This window comes from Streptomyces sp. NPDC091371 (genome assembly GCF_040684275.1).
In the GTDB taxonomy this organism is placed as follows: Bacteria; Actinomycetota; Actinomycetes; order Streptomycetales; family Streptomycetaceae; genus Streptomyces.
In genome coordinates this window covers 1-15,562 of record NZ_JBFBFP010000017.1, presented here as the reverse complement: position 1 = coordinate 15,562, position 15,562 = coordinate 1, and the positions used below count along the sequence as shown (strand labels likewise).

Sequence of the window (15,562 nt, the reverse complement as noted above, 5' to 3'; positions counted from 1 at the left end):
CGCGGGCCCGCCCCTTCAGCCGTACGTCACTCAGCCCTTGCGGGAGTAGTTCGGTGCTTCCACGGTCATCTGGATGTCGTGCGGGTGGCTCTCCTTGAGCCCCGCCGAGGTGATCCGGACGAAGCGGCCCCGGTCCTGCAGCTCGGGGACGGTGCGGCCGCCGACGTAGAACATCGACTGGCGCAGGCCGCCGACCAGCTGGTGCACGACCGCCGCGAGCGGGCCGCGGTAGGGCACCTGGCCTTCGATGCCCTCGGGGATGAGCTTGTCGTCGCCGCCCACGCCCTCCTGGAAGTAGCGGTCCTTGGAGAAGGACTTGCGGTCGCCGCGGGTCTGCATGGCGCCGAGCGAGCCCATGCCTCGGTACGACTTGAACTGCTTGCCGTTGATGAAGAGCAGCTCGCCCGGGGACTCCTCGCAGCCCGCGAGCAGCGAGCCGAGCATCACCGTGTCGGCGCCGGCGACCAGGGCCTTCGCGATGTCGCCGGAGTACTGGAGGCCGCCGTCGCCGATGACCGGGACGCCCGCGGCCTTGGCGGCGAGGGCGGCTTCGTAGATGGCGGTGACCTGCGGGACGCCGATGCCGGCGACCACGCGGGTGGTGCAGATGGAGCCGGGGCCGACGCCGACCTTGATGCCGTCGCAGCCGGCGTCGATCAGCGACTGGGCGCCGTCGCGGGTGGCGACGTTGCCGCCGATGACGTCGACGGAGGAGTTCGACTTGATCTTCGCGACCATGTCGCCGACCAGCCGGGAGTGGCCGTGGGCGGTGTCGACGACGATGAAGTCGGCGCCCGCCTCGATCAGGGCCTGGGCGCGCTCGTACGCGTCGCCCGCGACACCGACGGCGGCGCCGACGAGCAGCCGGCCGTCCTTGTCCTTGGCGGCGTTCGGGTACTTCTCGGCCTTGACGAAGTCCTTGACCGTGATGAGGCCCTTGAGGATGCCCGCGTCGTCGACCAGCGGAAGCTTCTCGATCTTGTGGCGGCGCAGCAGCTCCATGGCGTCCACGCCGGAGATGCCGACCTTGCCCGTGACCAGCGGCATCGGGGTCATGACCTCGCGCACCTGGCGGCTGCGGTCCGACTCGAAGGCCATGTCGCGGTTGGTGACGATGCCCAGCAGCTTGCCGGCCGGGTCGGTGACCGGGACGCCGGAGATGCGGAACTTCGCGCAGAGCTCGTCGGCCTCGCGCAGGGTCGCGTCCGGGTGCACGGTGATCGGGTCGGTGACCATGCCGGACTCGGAGCGCTTGACCAGGTCGACCTGGTTGGCCTGGTCGGCGATGGAGAGGTTGCGGTGCAGGACGCCGACGCCGCCCTGGCGGGCCATCGCGATGGCCATCCGGGACTCGGTGACCTTGTCCATGGCTGCGGAGAGCAGCGGAACGTTCACGCGCACGTTGCGCGAGATGAGGGAAGAGGTGTCGATCTCGTCCGGGGCCATGTCCGACGCGCCCGGCAGCAGCAGCACGTCGTCGTAGGTCAGTCCGAGCGTGGCGAATTTGTCGGGCACTCCGTCGGCAGTCATGACACCTTCCCAAATGGTCTTGCTCAGCGCGGATGTCCATGCTAACGGGATCCCGTCGCGTCTCATTCCACGATGAAGATCGACGCCGATTTTCGTATGTTGCTACAAGTTTTGCGGCGGGTTTTACTGCTCGGCGAGCGCGCGCAGCCGGCTGAGCGCCCTGTGCTGGGCCACGCGCACCGCGCCGGGGGACATGCCGAGCATCTGCCCGGTCTCCTCCGCGGTCAGCCCGACGGCCACCCGCAGCACGAGGAGCTCGCGCTGGTTCTCCGGCAGGTTGGCCAGCAGCTTCTTGGCCCATGCGGCGTCACTGCTCAGCAGCGCCCGCTCCTCCGGCCCCAGCGAGTCGTCGGGCCGCTCCGGCATCTCGTCGGACGGCACGGCCGTGCTGCCCGGATGCCGCATGGCGGCCCGCTGGAGGTCGGCGACCTTGTGCGCGGCGATGGCGAAGACGAAGGCCTCGAAGGGCCGACCGGTGTCCCGGTAGCGGGGCAGGGCCATCAGGACGGCGACGCAGACCTCCTGCGCGAGGTCCTCGACGAAGTGGCGGGCGTCACCCGGGAGCCGCGAGAGCCGGGTGCGGCAGTAGCGGATGGCAAGGGGGTGCACGAAGGCGAGCAGGTCGTGCGTGGCCTGCTCGTCGCCCTCCACGGCCCGGCGTACGAGCGCGCTGACGGCCCCGGCACTGCCGCCCTTGGCGGCGCCGGTGGGGCCTGTGGCCGCGGGTGACCCCAGGGCCTCGTCGTCGCGCATCAATCCATGGTGCCTTGGCGCCGGGGGATCCGTGGCACCGCGGCCCGTTTCGTGCGTCGAAGCGTTATGAGCGGGTGCGCCTGAACTCATGCTTGCGCCCTCCCCTCCCGCTCGGCCGAATGATCCCCGAGGACGGGGATCCCACATCTCCAAGAATGCGGCACACCCTCAAGGATGCGGCATCGCGCACGAAGCGACACGTCCCCCGGATTGTGCCCCGCCAACCCCCGGGTGCGCACCGGGTACGGCGGGGCTCGTCATCGTCGGGGTCGGTCAGCGCACGAGGCCCCAGCGGAAGCCGAGCGCAACGGCGTGCGCGCGGTCCGAGGCGCCGAGCTTCTTGAACAGCCGGCGGGCGTGCGTCTTGACCGTGTCCTCGGAGAGGAAGAGCTCGCGCCCGATCTCCGCGTTGGACCGGCCGTGGCTCATGCCCTCCAGCACCTGGATCTCGCGCGCGGTGAGCGTGGGCGCGGCGCCCATCTCGGCCGAGCGGAGCCGGCGCGGGGCCAGTCGCCAGGTCGGGTCGGCGAGTGCCTGGGTGACCGTGGCCCGCAGTTCGGCGCGCGAGGCGTCCTTGTGCAGATAGCCCCGGGCGCCGGCGGCGACCGCGAGGGCCACGCCGTCCAGGTCCTCGGCGACCGTCAGCATGATGATGCGGGCGCCGGGGTCGGCCGAGAGCAGCCGGCGAACCGTCTCCACACCGCCGAGCCCGGGCATCCGTACATCCATCAGAATCAGGTCGGAGCGGTCGGCACCCCAGCGGCGGAGGACTTCCTCGCCGTTGGCAGCCGTCGTCACACGCTCGACGCCGGGCACGGTGGCAACCGCGCGACGGAGCGCCTCTCGGGCAAGCGGGGAGTCGTCGCAGACGAGGACGGAAGTCATGACCGCCCTCCGCAGCTGCTGATGCGCGTCACCTTGAGCCTCCAGGCTGGTACGTATCGTCACCTGTGCGGTCGACGTCCTCGGACATCTGTCCGGGAACTTCTTGGTTCAACCGCACTCGCTCTCTCAACGATGGTCACTCGAAAGAGTTACGGGTCGGACGGACACCTTCGGCACTCTACGTGAGGAACCGATCACGACACGGGCGCCACAAGCCATCTGTCCTCCATCTGGAGCTATGCCCTATTTGGCGGCTTTCCTTCCCTTTGGCGCATGTCTGAGGCTAGATTCCCAATGAGTCATATTTACATCTACTACGACAGTAGGTGTGGAGACATGGACCGTATCCGCCTCAGTACCGGCACCAAGAGGACTCCCAATGGCAGATTTCTCCCGCCTCCCCGGACCGAACGCCGACCTGTGGGACTGGCAGCTGCTCGCCGCCTGCCGCGGGGTCGACAGCTCCCTCTTCTTCCACCCGGAAGGTGAGCGGGGCGCGGCCAGGAGCGCGCGCGAGGCCTCGGCTAAAGAGGTCTGCATGAGATGCCCGGTGCGTTCGGAATGCGCCGCGCACGCACTCGCCGTCCGCGAGCCCTACGGAGTGTGGGGCGGCCTCACCGAGGACGAGCGCGAGGAACTGATGGGCCGCGCCCGGCATCGCCTGATCCCCGCGTCGAGTGCGATCGGACCGATCGCGCCGCACTGACGGCACACGAGCCGAAGCGTCCGAAGGAACGTTTCTTCGAATCCGCCGGGCCCGCCCGGATCCTCCGAATCCCCCCGAACGACTGATCATGCCCGGGCGTGTCGCGACTCCGGGCCCGCACCCCACGCGTTCGGCCGTACGCACCGCATCCGCGCGCGTACGGTCAACGCGTGGCGGCCCGCTCCAGCTCGGCCAGGGTCGCGGCCACCGCCGGCACCCTGGCCAGGTCGGGCAGGGTCAGCGCCACGACCTCCCGCTCGACGGCGGGCTCCACGGCCAGCGTGCTCACGCCCTTGGCCCGTACGGACTCCACCGCGAGCTCCGGCAGCACCGCGACGCCCAGCCCGGCGCCGACGAGGCCGACCACCGCCGGGTAGTCGTCGGTGGCGAAGTCGATGCGCGGGGTGAAGCCCGCGCCCTCGCACACCTCCACCAGATGGCGGCGGCAGCGCGGGCAGCCCGCGATCCAGGGCTCGTCGGACAGCTCCGCCATGCTCACCCGCTCGGCTCCGGCCAGCCGGTGCCCCTCGGGGACCAGCCCGACGAGCCGGTCGGTGAGCAGCGGCCGCACCACCAGGTCCGCCCACTCCGCGGCCGACCCGGCCGCCCCGCCGTACCGGAAGGCCAGCGCCAGGTCGCAGTCGCCCTCGCGCAGCATCTCCACCGAGCGCGGCGGCTCGGCCTCGACCAGGGAGATACGGGTGCCCGGGTGCTCGGCCCGCATCGCCGCGAGCGCGGTCGGCACGAGCGTGGAGCTGCCGCTGGGGAAGGAGACGAGGCGGACCCGGCCCGCGCGCAGCCCGGCGATGGCCGCGACCTCCTCCTCGGCCGCCGTCAGCCCGGCGAGGATGCCGGCGGCGTGCCGGACCAGGGCCTCACCGGCCTGGGTCAGCCGCATCTCGCGGCCGGTGCGGATGAGCAGCGGGGTGCCGGCCGACTGCTCCAGCGCCTTCATCTGCTGGGAGACGGCCGGCTGGGTGCAGCCCAGTTCGCGGGCGGCGGCGGAAAAGGAACCGGTCCCGGCGACGGCGCGCAGAACCCGGAGATGACGAGCCTCGATCACCCTTCGAGCATAAGCCCCGCTTTGGTCGTCGCGCGCATATCCCCGTGACGCTTTGGGTCTGCTCGGCTAGCGTGTTCGGCATGGGTCCCATGCAGCTCATCTCCGTGAACCTCGGCCGCGCGACGGCCGTCGACTACACCGACGCCGAAGGCGGGGTGACGGGCCACGGCAAGCGCCCGGTCCCCGGGCCGGTCCGCGTCTTCGCCCCCGGCCCGATGGCCACCGGCCTCGGCAGCGGCCTGGAGGGCGACGCCGTCTGCGACCGGCGCTACCACGGCGGCGACCACCAGGCCGTCTACGCGTACGCCCGCGAGGACCTCGACCTGTGGGAGGCCGCGCTGGGCCGCGAGCTGCCCGGCGGGATCTTCGGCGAGAACTTCACCACCTCCGGCATCGACGTGACCGGCGCGCTGCTCGGCGAGCGCTGGCGGGTCGGCGCGGACCTCGTCCTCGAGGTGGCCTCGGCCCGTGTCCCGTGCCGGACCTTCCAGGGGGCCGTCGGGGAGAGCTCGTGGGTCAAGAGGTTCACCCAGGAGCGGCGGCCGGGCGCGTACCTGCGCGTGATCGAGGAGGGTTCGGTCTCCCCCGGCGACCCCATCGAGATCATCCACCGCCCGGACCACGAGGTGACCGTGGAGTTCTGGTTCCGCGCCTTCACCACCGAGCGCGGGCTGATGCCCCGCACCCTGGCCGCGGGCGAGGCGATGGATCCGGAGTCCCACGACCAGGTGCGCGCGTACATGGAGAAGTACGGGGCGGGTGACGGGGCGCCGTAGAGCCGTCACCCGGGGCCGCTAGGTTGCGCCTATGACGACTGCGTTGATTACGGGATCCACGGCGGGCATCGGCGCCGCCTTCGCCAGGCGGCTCGCCGCCCAGGGGCACAACCTGGTGCTGGTGGCGCGCGACACCAAGCGGCTCGGCGAACAGGCCACCGAACTGCACGACCGGCACGGCATCGAGGCCGAGGTGCTCACCGCCGACCTCTCCACGGAGGCGGGCATCGAGGCCGTCGAGGCGCGGCTGGCCGACCGCAAGCACCCGGTCGACCTGCTGGTCAACAACGCGGGCTTCGGCAACAAGGGCCGCTACCTCGAAGTCTCCATGGCCGACGAACTGACGATGCTGAAGGTGCACATCGAGGCCGTGCTGCGCCTGACCTCGGCGGCCACGGAATCGATGCGCTCGCGCGGCCGCGGCGGCGTGATCAACGTGGCCTCGGTCGCGGCCTTCGTGCCGCGCGGCACGTACGGGGCCAGCAAGGCGTGGGTCGTGCAGTTCACCCAGGGCGCGGCGAAGGACCTGGCGGGTTCCGGGGTGCGGCTGATGGCGCTGTGCCCTGGATTCGTACGGACCGAGTTCCACCAGCGGGCCGGCATGGGCACCGACAACATCCCCAACTGGATGTGGCTCGACGCCGACAAGCTGGTGGCTGCGGCCCTGGCCGACCTGGCCCGGGGCAAGACGGTCTCCATCCCGGACCCCCGCTACAAGGCGCTGATGGGCGTGGTGAAGCTGGCCCCGCGCGGGCTGCTCGGCGGGGTGTCCTCGCGTACGGGGCGCAAGTACGGACCCCAGTGACAAACCGGGCCGAATGGGTGGATTCTCCCTAAACTGGATGTGCCCCATCCAGCCCGGGAGACACCATGACATTCGTACAGATAGTCGATTACGAGACCAAGCAGCCCGAGGCCCTGAACGCGCTCCTCGACAAGTACGTCGCGCAGAGCCAGGGGAAGCGCACGCTGACCCACAGCATCGTGGGGAAGGACCGCGAGTCCGAGAACCACTACGTCGACGTGGTCGAGTTCCCGTCGTACGAAGAGGCCATGAAGAACTCGAACCTCCCCGAGACGGACCGAATGTTCAAGGAGATGGTGGCCCTCTGCGACGGGATGCCGACCTTCACCAACCTGGACGTCGTACGGGACGAGCACACCAACACGATGCTCGTGAACCGGATGTTCGAGGACATCGCAATGAAGGGCGACATGTCCGTCATCCCGGAGATCTTCGCGGAGGACTACCACGACCACGACATCAGCAACCCCGTGGACAAGATGGGCCACGCGGCCATCCGCGAGGACAGCGAGATGTGGCGGAGCGCCTTCGACTTCAGCTTCACCAAGGACGCCCAGATGGCGCAGGACGACTACGTCACCACGCTGTGGACCTTCACGGGCAAGCACACGGGCGAGTTCATGGGCATGGCCCCCACCGGCAAGACCTGCACGATGACCGGCACCACTGTCTTCCGATGTGAGGACGGCATGATCAAGGAAGCCTGGTGGCACTACGACGCCATGGGCCTGATGCGACAGCTGGGCATGCAGTCCTGACGACCGCTCACCCGGCCACCGGCAACGGGAAGGCCCCCGCCCCGCCGTACGAAACGGCGGTGCGGGGGCCTTCTTGTCCGTGCGACAGCGTCAGTGGCTGTGGCCGTGACCGTGGCCGTGACCGGCCTCGGCCTCTTCCTCCGCCGGCTTCTCGACGACCAGGGTCTCGGTCGTGAGCAGCAGGGAGGCGATGGAGGCGGCGTTCTCCAGCGCGGAGCGGGTGACCTTCACCGGGTCGATGACGCCGGCCTTGACCAGGTCGCCGTACTCGCCGGTGGCGGCGTTGAAGCCCTGGCCCTTGTCGAGCTCGGCGACCTTCGAGGTGATGACGTAACCCTCGAGACCGGCGTTCTCGGCGATCCAGCGCAGCGGCTCGACGGCGGCGCGGCGGACGACCGCGACACCCGTGCCCTCGTCGCCGGACAGGCCCAGGTTGTCCTCCAGCACCTTCACGGCGTGGACGAGCGCGGAGCCACCGCCGGAGACGATGCCCTCCTCGACCGCGGCGCGGGTCGCCGAGATGGCGTCCTCGAGGCGGTGCTTCTTCTCCTTGAGCTCCACCTCGGTGGCGGCGCCGACCTTGATGACGCAGACGCCGCCGGCGAGCTTCGCCAGGCGCTCCTGCAGCTTCTCGCGGTCCCAGTCCGAGTCGGTGGACTCGATCTCGGCCTTGATCTGGTTGACGCGGCCGAGGACCTCGTCGTGGCTGCCGCCACCGTCGACGATGGTGGTGTCGTCCTTGGAGATGGTCACGCGGCGCGCGGAACCGAGCACGTCCAGGCCGGCCTGGTCGAGCTTGAGGCCGACCTCCTCGGCGATGACGGTGGCACCGGTGAGGGTGGCCATGTCCTGGAGCATCGCCTTGCGGCGGTCACCGAAGCCGGGGGCCTTGACGGCGACCGCGTTGAAGGTGCCGCGGATCTTGTTGACGACGAGGGTGGAGAGCGCCTCGCCCTCGACGTCCTCGGCGATGATCAGCAGCGGGCGGGAGCCGCCGGCCTGGATGACCTTCTCCAGCAGGGGCAGCAGGTCCTGGATGGACGAGATCTTGCCCTGGTTGATCAGGATGTACGGGTCGTCGAGGACGGCCTCCATACGCTCCTGGTCGGAGACCATGTACGGGGAGAGGTAGCCCTTGTCGAAGGCCATGCCCTCGGTGAACTCCAGCTCCAGGCCGAAGGTGTTGGACTCCTCGACGGTGATGACACCGTCCTTGCCGACCTTGTCCATCGCCTCGGCGATGAGCTCGCCGACCTGCTGGTCCTGCGCGGAGAGCGCGGCCACGGCGGCGATGTCGGACTTGTCCTCGATCGGGCGGGCGGTCGCGAGGAGCTCCTCGGACACGGCCTTGACCGCGGCGTCGATGCCCTTCTTCAGGGCGGCCGGGGAGGCGCCGGCGGCGACGTTGCGCAGACCCTCGCGGACCAGCGCCTGGGCCAGCACGGTGGCGGTGGTGGTGCCGTCACCCGCGATGTCGTTGGTCTTGGTCGCCACCTCCTTCACGAGCTGGGCGCCCAGGTTCTCGTACGGGTCGTCCAGCTCGACCTCGCGAGCGATGGTGACACCGTCGTTGGTGATGGTGGGCGCGCCGAACTTCTTGTCGATGACGACGTTGCGGCCCTTGGGGCCGATCGTCACCTTGACCGTGTCGGCAAGCTTGTTGACGCCGCGCTCGAGGGCGCGACGGGCGTCCTCGTCGAACTTCAGGATCTTCGCCATGGGAGCGGTTCAGCCCTCTCGAAAACTCGGGTTTAACGAACTGCGCCCCTCGCCGCCCGGCAATCAGCGGGGTGACCAGGGGCGCAGCTCAAAGCAGTACTGGAGAAGCGAATTACTTCTCGACGATCGCGAGCACGTCGCGAGCCGAGAGGACGAGGTACTCCTCGCCGCTGTACTTCACTTCGGTGCCGCCGTACTTGCTGTACAGCACGATGTCGCCGACGTTGACGTCCAGCGGGAGACGCTGGCCGTCCTCGAAGCGACCCGGGCCCACGGCGAGGACGACGCCCTCCTGGGGCTTCTCCTTCGCGGTGTCCGGGATGACCAGGCCGGAGGCCGTGGTCTGCTCGGCGTCGAGCGGCTGGACCACAATGCGGTCCTCAAGCGGCTTGATGGCAACCTTGGAGCTGGCGGTCGTCACGATCCGACCTCCCCCTTCGGAGATCCGGGGTTAACTGTCTGAGGTGGCGACCAGGTCGATCCGTCGTCGCGGGTGCCGGACCTGCCTGTCGCTGTGTTGGCACTCACCCGGGGCGAGTGCCAGGTGCGACACTATTCCGGTGATTAGCACTCGGTCAAGCGGAGTGCCAATTCTCGCCGTCGGGCGTTGCGCGGATCGCGCCTCCGAACCCCGGAAAGCAGGGCGTACGCGCGTTCGGGATCACTACGCTCGCGCCATGACCAGGACCAGCCCGGGCGGCTCGGGCGTGCGGTGGCGGCGCGCGATCCCGATCACCGTCGGCCTCGCGGCCGGGATCTACCTGCTGTCGGGCGCGGTGCCGCGGCTGGCGACCCAGCTGACCGGGGTGGAGGGCGCGTTCCGCGCGGAGCACTGCCGGGAGGCCCCGTACCAGGCGGGCGAGCGGGCGCTGACCTGCACGGGGAGCTTCACGGCGACCGACGGCTCGTTCACCCTGGGGAGCGTCGAGGTCGACACCGTGTTCGACGCCCCGCCGACCGGCCCGGTGCCCGTCGCCGTCAGCGGTCCGGACGCGGATACGGCCGTACGGCGCAACGTCCTGGTCTGGCTCGGCCCGGGCGCCGCCGGCGCCCTCGCCCTGGCCTTCCCGACCTGGGCGGCGGCATCGGCGGTACGCGCGTACGCGTCCCGCCCCGACCGACCCACCCCGGCCGAATCCAGCCCTTCCGGCGTTTGAGTCCCGCGCCCGGGGCGGAGCCCCGAGGCCCGCACCCAACCCTCCGACACCGGCCGAATCCAGCCCCTCCGGCGTTTGAGGAGCGGGGTCTGGGGCGGAGCCCCAGTGGCCCGCGCGGGGGCCAGCCGCACCAACGCCCGAGCTGAGTACCCGTACTCTGGCGCCCCCGCCCGCCCCGCACCACACTGCACGGCATGACGAACCAGGCGGCGCACCCGGCACGGCCACCGCGCGACCGCGCGCCCATGCACTGGGGCGCGGACCTCATCCTCGCCCTCATCACCGGCGCGTCCTCGGCGGCGATCCTGATCGTCGGCGTCCTCTACGCCTCCGTCTCCGAGTTCGGCCTGCTCGGACCCACCATCAGCACCGCCCGCCAGTGGGAGGGCATCCCCGCCACCACAGGGGTGTTCCTCTTCCTCGGCTTCCTCTGCACCGTCTCCACGCTGGCCGCCTTCGGGTTCCGTCGGCTGCGCGCCCCGCTCTGCACGGCGGTGCAAGGCCTGGCCTCCGTACTGCTGCTCCTGCTGATGCTGGTGCTGGCGACCGCCTCGTACGAATCCACCCTCCCGCGCGTTCCGACGCCCGACCCCGCCGCCACCGAGCCCAGCCGCCAGTGCCGCAGCGGCGGCGACAGCAGCGAGTGCCCGGGCGGCTGACCCAACCGGAATCCGGCATGGCTCGAGTTGGGGCGATCTCTGGCAGGTGAAAGCTCCTGAGGTTGGGGATCGCCGGCCTGTGCGGATGGCCGGTCACTCGTTCGGGTCGCGTGTCGAGGTTCCGGGGACCGGAGGGGGCCGCGGCTCCAGGTTGGCGTCATGAGGGCATTGACGGAGGTCAGGGAGGGCGGGCGCGCCCGGTGCACCTTCCGGCTGCGCGTGTCGGCTGCCGCCGGCACGGCCCTGTTGGCGTGGTGAGAATGAGTGGCTACGCGCGGGTGGCAGTGTGCCGCAGCAGCAAGTCATCCGGGACTTTGCCGCCTCCCGCGCCAAGGCCTTGAAGGACATCAAGGCACGGTTGCCGATGCGGCGGCGGGCGGGGATGCCCCAGTTCAAGAAGAAGGCGGTCGCCGATCCGACGCTCAATTACACGTGCGCCGCGTGCGGAGTCGTCTCCCCGAGGGACAAGAACTCCGCACGCGTGATGCTCGTCCGGGCTGGTCTCACCCCGGCTACCGCTGATCGCGGAAGACCCGACGGACCGCCGGTCCGCCAGGCAGCGTGAGGTAGGAATCCCCCTCATTCATGAGGGGGAGGATTCAAGACACTCCCCATCGAGCGCTTCGGCAGGAACCATGGGGAGGACATCAACGTCATAGACGATATGAAGATAAAGCGCCTCATTGCCGAGCAGATCGGACCCAAGGCATCCGGATCCCCGGCCGCACCGTCCGGGACGCCGTCGGGCCCGGCGCCGTCGCCGGCCCATGCACCGGCCTCGGCGTCGGCCTCGGGTGAGGCGTCGGGTGAGGCCTCGGGTGAGGCCTCGGGTGAGGCCTCGGGTGAGGCGACACCCGCCCCCCGGGACGGTGGCGGCATCCCGTGCGTGGACTGAAACCCATCACCTCGGCCGGCGCGCGCCGCCGCACCGAGGCGCTGCTCCTCGTCTTCGTCGTCGCCATCGCGGTGTTCGGCCATGCCGCGGCGGGCCTCGCCATGAACGACGAGCTGCCGCCCAACCTGGCCGGCTTCACCATCAGCCTGACGCTGCTGTCGCTGGTGGGACACCTGGGCGTGCGCCGGTTCGCGGCCTACGCGGACCCGCTGATCTTCCCGCTCGCCATGCTGCTCACGGGGCTGGGCCTGGTGCTGCTGCACCGCCTCGACCAGGGCTACATCGAGCGGTACAACTCCGACGCGAACGCGCCCGGGCAGCTGCTGTGGACGGTGGTCGGGGTCGCGGCCTGCCTGGTGGTGCTGGCCCTGCTGCGCGACCACCGGCTGCTGCAGCGGTTCATCTACATCACGATGGCCGTCTCGCTGGTGCTGCTGATCGCACCGGCGTTCTTCGGTGCCGACACCTACGGCGCGAAGCGCTGGATCAAACTCTTCGGCTTCTCACTTCAGCCCGGCGAGTTCGTGAAGATCATGATCGCGGTCTTCTTCGCCGGCTACCTCGTCATCCACCGGGACTCCCTGGCCCTCACCGGCCGCAAGTTCCTGGGCATGCGCCTGCCCCCGATGCGCCAGCTCGGCCCCATCATCACGGTGTGGATCGTCTCGATGCTGGTCCTGGTCTTCGAGCGCGACCTGGGCACCTCGCTGATCTTCTTCGGCGTCTTCGTGGTGATGCTGTACGTGGCCACCGCGCGCACGAGCTGGATCGTGTGCGGTCTCTTCATGGCGGCGGTGGGCGCCTTCGTCGTGGGCTCGACGGAGCCGCACGTGAAGGCACGCGTCGCGGCCTGGCTCAACCCGCTGTCCTACTACTGGGAGGTGCGCCCGCCGGGCGTGACCTCGGACCAGTCCGCACAGGCCCTCTTCAGCTTCGGCACGGGCGGCGTCACCGGCACGGGCCTCGGCATGGGCCATCCGGAGCTCATCGCGTTCGCGGGCCGCAGCGACTTCATCCTCACCACGGTCGGCGAGGAACTCGGCCTGGCCGGCGTCATGGCCGTCCTCCTCATCTACGCCCTCCTCGTGCAACGCGGCCTGCGCATGGCCCTCGGCGCCCGCGACCCCTTCGGCAAACTCCTGGCGGTGGGCCTGGCCTCGGCGCTGGCCCTCCAGGTCTTCGTGGTGGCGGGCGGCGTCACGGGCCTGATCCCCCTGACGGGCAAGGCGCTCCCCTTCCTAGCGAAGGGCGGCTCGTCCCTCCTGGCCAACTGGATCATGATCGCCCTCCTCCTCCGCATCAGCGACAGCGCGGAACGCCAACGCGAGGCGGACGCAAGGGGCCCGGCGGAAACCACGATCACCCCGGTGGTGGGGGCGGGGGCGGGGTAGGGGTTGGCGGGGTCCGGGCCGGGCGGAATCAGAGAAGTCCTGGGGGTTTCCCGTCAGTCTCATCGTCCTTCCGCGTCGGGCCGGTCCCTCAAGGGCGCTCACTTCGTTCGCGTCGCTGCGCGACGGCCTTCGGCCGCCCTTGACCGACCGTCCCGCCACGGAAAAACGAAGACTGCCGGGAAACCCCCAAAAGAACGGGCCGGGCAGAAAGAGACCAACGGCCCAGTCAGGGATGTCCGGCCCCGTGGGCGAGGGGGCGCGCCTTGCCTCGGGCCCTCCCGGGCCGGTTCCCGGACCAGGCAGGCGGCCAACCACCGCCAAACCTCGACCACAAGGACCTCAAGGCGGGTGGGCGCATCAAATCGCTACGCGCTCCTCGATCAGGCGTCTGCGACCGCTCTGTGGCTGGTCATAAGCCGCCAACGATCGCTACGCGCTCCTCGACGACGGCGGCCGACGGCCGTCCGTGGCCGATCGGGATCGCGCGGCAACGCACCCTAGGACCGGCGCCACCAACGGCGCGGAGGCTGCTCGGCCTCGGGAGCCCCTTCGGCGTCGTACTGCTGAGAGATCACCTCGATGCGCCCGCTGGAATGGTCGATCCGGATGGTGTCCAGTCCCCTCCGGTCGACGTTGGCGATCTCGGCCGCGTGGGCGACCTGATGGAGCGCGAGCGCCGAGATCGCCGGATCCCCCTCGCCCATCGTCACTTCCTCTTCCAGCAGGGTCTGCATGAACTGCTGCGAGGCCTGTGACGGGAGCTCATCGTCCACAGCCATGTGCACCATGAGGTTCTCGATACCGGTGTCCAGCCAACGGGCCTGCGAGACCCAGACGCAGTGGATGTTCGGGAACTCCCGCAGTCGGCGTGCGGCTGCGTCCCGGAGGGCCACGGCGAGCGGGTGGGTGGACCAGGTCAGTTTGAGCCGCTGCCCGTTGCCCTGCAGGCCGCGCTGGGCCATCGCCTGGAACAGTGACGCGACCGGGAGGGCGACGGACGACCCGTCCGAGGCGAACAGCAGCAGGTGCTCCGCCTCGGTCTGCCGGGCGATGTCCATCAGCCGCAGCGCGTCGCAGTAGACGCTGCCCGCGGCATCCGGCAGGTGCTCGGCGCAGCATGCCTCGCTCACGCAGGCGGGCAGGGTCGGAGCGCCGCCCTCGGTGCGCAGCAGGAGGTACAGCGAGCCGTTGTCGTGCACCGGCACGTACACGCCCTGGTCGATCACGGCAGCGAGGACCCGTTCCACACCGGTCTCCGAGCTGCCCTTGCCCTGAAGGTCGGCCAAGGCCGCGTCGAGTATCACCGGGCGATGGTAATCGGGGTGCGTACGGCCGTGATCACGATCCACAGGATCGCGGTGAAGCGGCCCAGCGGGAGCAGCAGCATGGCCGCCTCGGTCGCGAACGAGGCGAGCGACAGCAGGGCCAGTCCGGCCGCGACCACCCCCAGCACCGTGGTCCAGCGCGGCCCCGTCGCGGCGCGGGTTCCCACGGCGACCAGGAGGCCGAGCAGCGGAACATGGATCTGGCCGCCGGCGAGGAAGGTCAGGTAGTGCAGCGTGTGCAGGGTGTCACCGGTGACGGCCGGGATGACCACGTTGAGCAGACCCGACGCGGCCAGTGCGGCCGCAGCCGCCCAACCCGCCGTACGCACTCGCCGATTGCCCGCCGATCCCGCGAACAGCGCCAGCGAGACGGCCGCCAGCACGTGCATGACGCCCTGGGCCAGAACCGTGCCCCCGTTGGCGGCGACGTAGGACGCGGCTACCGCCTCTGAGTCGAACGGCGACGGGTACATGCCCGTTCCCAACAGGCTGGACAGCACTAACCCGCCGATGAAGAGCACGGCGAAGCCGACTCCGGCGAAAAGCGCCCGGCGGGGCGCCGTGTTTCCCGTCCGGGAAACGGCTGCGGCAGGGGCGGACGTGGCGTCGGTGCGCATGGCGTGCTCCTCGTCATCAGGCGGACTGGTGCGTTGCCATGGACGCTACGGACCGGAGCGTCAGCGATCGTCCTACAGCCAGCGGCCGTTGGACTACTTCCCCGGGAGCAGCCGTCGGACGCCATCGTCGAGAAGCGCGTAGCGATCGTTGGCGGCCTATGACCAGCCACAGACCGTCGCAGACGCCGTCGATGAGGAGCGCGTAGCGATTTGACGCGCCCACCGGCCCTGAGGTCCGTGTGGTCGAGGTTTGGCGGAGGCTGGCCGCCTGCCAGGTCCGGGAACCGGCCCGGAAGGGCCCGAGGCGGGGCGTGCCCCCTCGCCCACGGGGTCGGACATCCCTGACTGACCCGCTTCTGCCTCTTTCTGCCCGGCCCGTTCTTTTGGGGGTTTCCCGGCAGTCTCTTGTCTTTCCGTGTCGGGCCGGCCTGAAGCTCCTATAGATCGTCAAGTGGTCTGTGGGTGCTTTGTGGTGGTGGGGGTCGTGTGCGGTAGGTGGCGGTAGATCTCGCGGGCGACGAAC

The 15,562-nt window shown here is 70.1% G+C and carries 15 protein-coding genes and 1 pseudogene; 8 read left to right on the top strand and 8 right to left on the bottom strand.

Annotated features, from left to right (window positions below; genetic code table 11):
• Nucleotides 1-30: 30 nt before the first annotated feature.
• The 3 genes from guaB to AB0O21_RS19885 all read right to left on the bottom strand — a co-directional run bounded on the left by guaB (nt 31) and on the right by AB0O21_RS19885 (nt 3,168).
• On the bottom strand, nt 31-1,530 hold the full coding sequence (guaB, locus tag AB0O21_RS19895) for an IMP dehydrogenase (RefSeq protein WP_365172445.1): 1,500 nt from the start codon (nt 1,528-1,530) through the stop codon (nt 31-33).
• 123 nt (nt 1,531-1,653) lie between these two features.
• The gene (locus tag AB0O21_RS19890; RefSeq protein WP_266574431.1) at nt 1,654-2,283 is read right to left on the bottom strand and encodes a sigma-70 family RNA polymerase sigma factor; all 630 of its coding nucleotides are present in this window, start codon (nt 2,281-2,283) and stop codon (nt 1,654-1,656) included.
• A gap of 273 nt (nt 2,284-2,556) precedes the next feature.
• Nucleotides 2,557-3,168, bottom strand: coding sequence for a response regulator transcription factor (locus AB0O21_RS19885; RefSeq protein ID WP_003948568.1), 612 nt, complete (start codon nt 3,166-3,168; stop codon nt 2,557-2,559).
• A gap of 379 nt (nt 3,169-3,547) precedes the next feature.
• Between AB0O21_RS19885 and AB0O21_RS19880 the strand changes: the two genes are divergently transcribed.
• On the top strand, nt 3,548-3,874 hold the full coding sequence (locus tag AB0O21_RS19880; RefSeq protein WP_030027725.1) for a WhiB family transcriptional regulator: 327 nt from the start codon (nt 3,548-3,550) through the stop codon (nt 3,872-3,874).
• Between the two features lie 163 nt (nt 3,875-4,037).
• Here the strand turns inward: AB0O21_RS19880 and AB0O21_RS19875 are convergent, their stop codons facing one another.
• Entirely contained in the window at nt 4,038-4,937 is a 900-nt protein-coding gene (locus tag AB0O21_RS19875; protein ID WP_365172444.1) for a LysR family transcriptional regulator, read from the bottom strand.
• An 89-nt stretch (nt 4,938-5,026) separates the two neighbouring features.
• Here AB0O21_RS19875 and AB0O21_RS19870 point away from each other — a divergent pair, with 89 nt between their 5' ends.
• The 3 genes from AB0O21_RS19870 (at nt 5,027) to AB0O21_RS19860 (ending at nt 7,276) form a co-directional block, all read left to right on the top strand.
• Nucleotides 5,027-5,713, top strand: a complete 687-nt coding sequence (locus tag AB0O21_RS19870) for an MOSC domain-containing protein (protein WP_365172554.1) — start codon at nt 5,027-5,029, stop codon at nt 5,711-5,713.
• A 31-nt stretch (nt 5,714-5,744) separates the two neighbouring features.
• Nucleotides 5,745-6,518 carry an SDR family oxidoreductase gene (locus AB0O21_RS19865; protein WP_365172443.1) on the top strand — a complete coding sequence of 258 codons (774 nt, stop codon included), beginning with the start codon at nt 5,745-5,747 and terminating at the stop codon, nt 6,516-6,518.
• Between the two features lie 65 nt (nt 6,519-6,583).
• On the top strand, nt 6,584-7,276 hold the full coding sequence (locus AB0O21_RS19860; protein WP_365172442.1) for an ester cyclase: 693 nt from the start codon (nt 6,584-6,586) through the stop codon (nt 7,274-7,276).
• A gap of 90 nt (nt 7,277-7,366) precedes the next feature.
• On the opposite strand, the gene groL is transcribed toward AB0O21_RS19860, so the two are convergent.
• Together groL and groES are read right to left on the bottom strand one after the other, a co-directional pair.
• Nucleotides 7,367-8,995 carry a chaperonin GroEL gene (gene groL, locus AB0O21_RS19855; RefSeq protein ID WP_365172441.1) on the bottom strand — a complete coding sequence of 543 codons (1,629 nt, stop codon included), beginning with the start codon at nt 8,993-8,995 and terminating at the stop codon, nt 7,367-7,369.
• 112 nt (nt 8,996-9,107) lie between these two features.
• A complete protein-coding gene (gene groES / locus AB0O21_RS19850) occupies nt 9,108-9,416 on the bottom strand; it encodes a co-chaperone GroES (RefSeq protein ID WP_007265952.1) in 309 nt (102 codons plus the stop codon).
• Nucleotides 9,417-9,672: 256 nt separating this feature from the next.
• On the opposite strand from groES, the gene AB0O21_RS19845 reads away from it, so the two are divergent.
• The 4 genes and pseudogenes from AB0O21_RS19845 to AB0O21_RS19830 all read left to right on the top strand — a co-directional run bounded on the left by AB0O21_RS19845 (nt 9,673) and on the right by AB0O21_RS19830 (nt 13,097).
• Complete coding sequence (locus tag AB0O21_RS19845; RefSeq protein WP_365172440.1) at nt 9,673-10,152, top strand: hypothetical protein; 480 nt, start codon at nt 9,673-9,675, stop codon at nt 10,150-10,152.
• A gap of 194 nt (nt 10,153-10,346) precedes the next feature.
• Entirely contained in the window at nt 10,347-10,811 is a 465-nt protein-coding gene (locus tag AB0O21_RS19840) for a DUF6234 family protein (protein ID WP_365172439.1), read from the top strand.
• A 265-nt stretch (nt 10,812-11,076) separates the two neighbouring features.
• Nucleotides 11,077-11,244 (top strand): annotated as a pseudogene (locus AB0O21_RS19835) (RNA-guided endonuclease TnpB family protein); the annotation flags it as partial.
• Nucleotides 11,245-11,693: 449 nt separating this feature from the next.
• The gene (locus AB0O21_RS19830; RefSeq protein ID WP_365172438.1) at nt 11,694-13,097 is read left to right on the top strand and encodes an FtsW/RodA/SpoVE family cell cycle protein; all 1,404 of its coding nucleotides are present in this window, start codon (nt 11,694-11,696) and stop codon (nt 13,095-13,097) included.
• A 497-nt stretch (nt 13,098-13,594) separates the two neighbouring features.
• Here the strand turns inward: AB0O21_RS19830 and AB0O21_RS19825 are convergent, their stop codons facing one another.
• Both AB0O21_RS19825 and AB0O21_RS19820 read right to left on the bottom strand, forming a co-directional pair.
• Nucleotides 13,595-14,401 (bottom strand): hypothetical protein, encoded by an 807-nt coding sequence (locus tag AB0O21_RS19825; protein ID WP_365172437.1) that lies wholly within the window; start codon nt 14,399-14,401, stop codon nt 13,595-13,597.
• On the bottom strand, nt 14,398-15,039 hold the full coding sequence (locus AB0O21_RS19820; RefSeq protein WP_365172436.1) for a hypothetical protein: 642 nt from the start codon (nt 15,037-15,039) through the stop codon (nt 14,398-14,400). The genes AB0O21_RS19825 and AB0O21_RS19820 overlap by 4 nt, the downstream gene beginning before the upstream one ends.
• Nucleotides 15,040-15,562 lie beyond the last annotated feature (523 nt).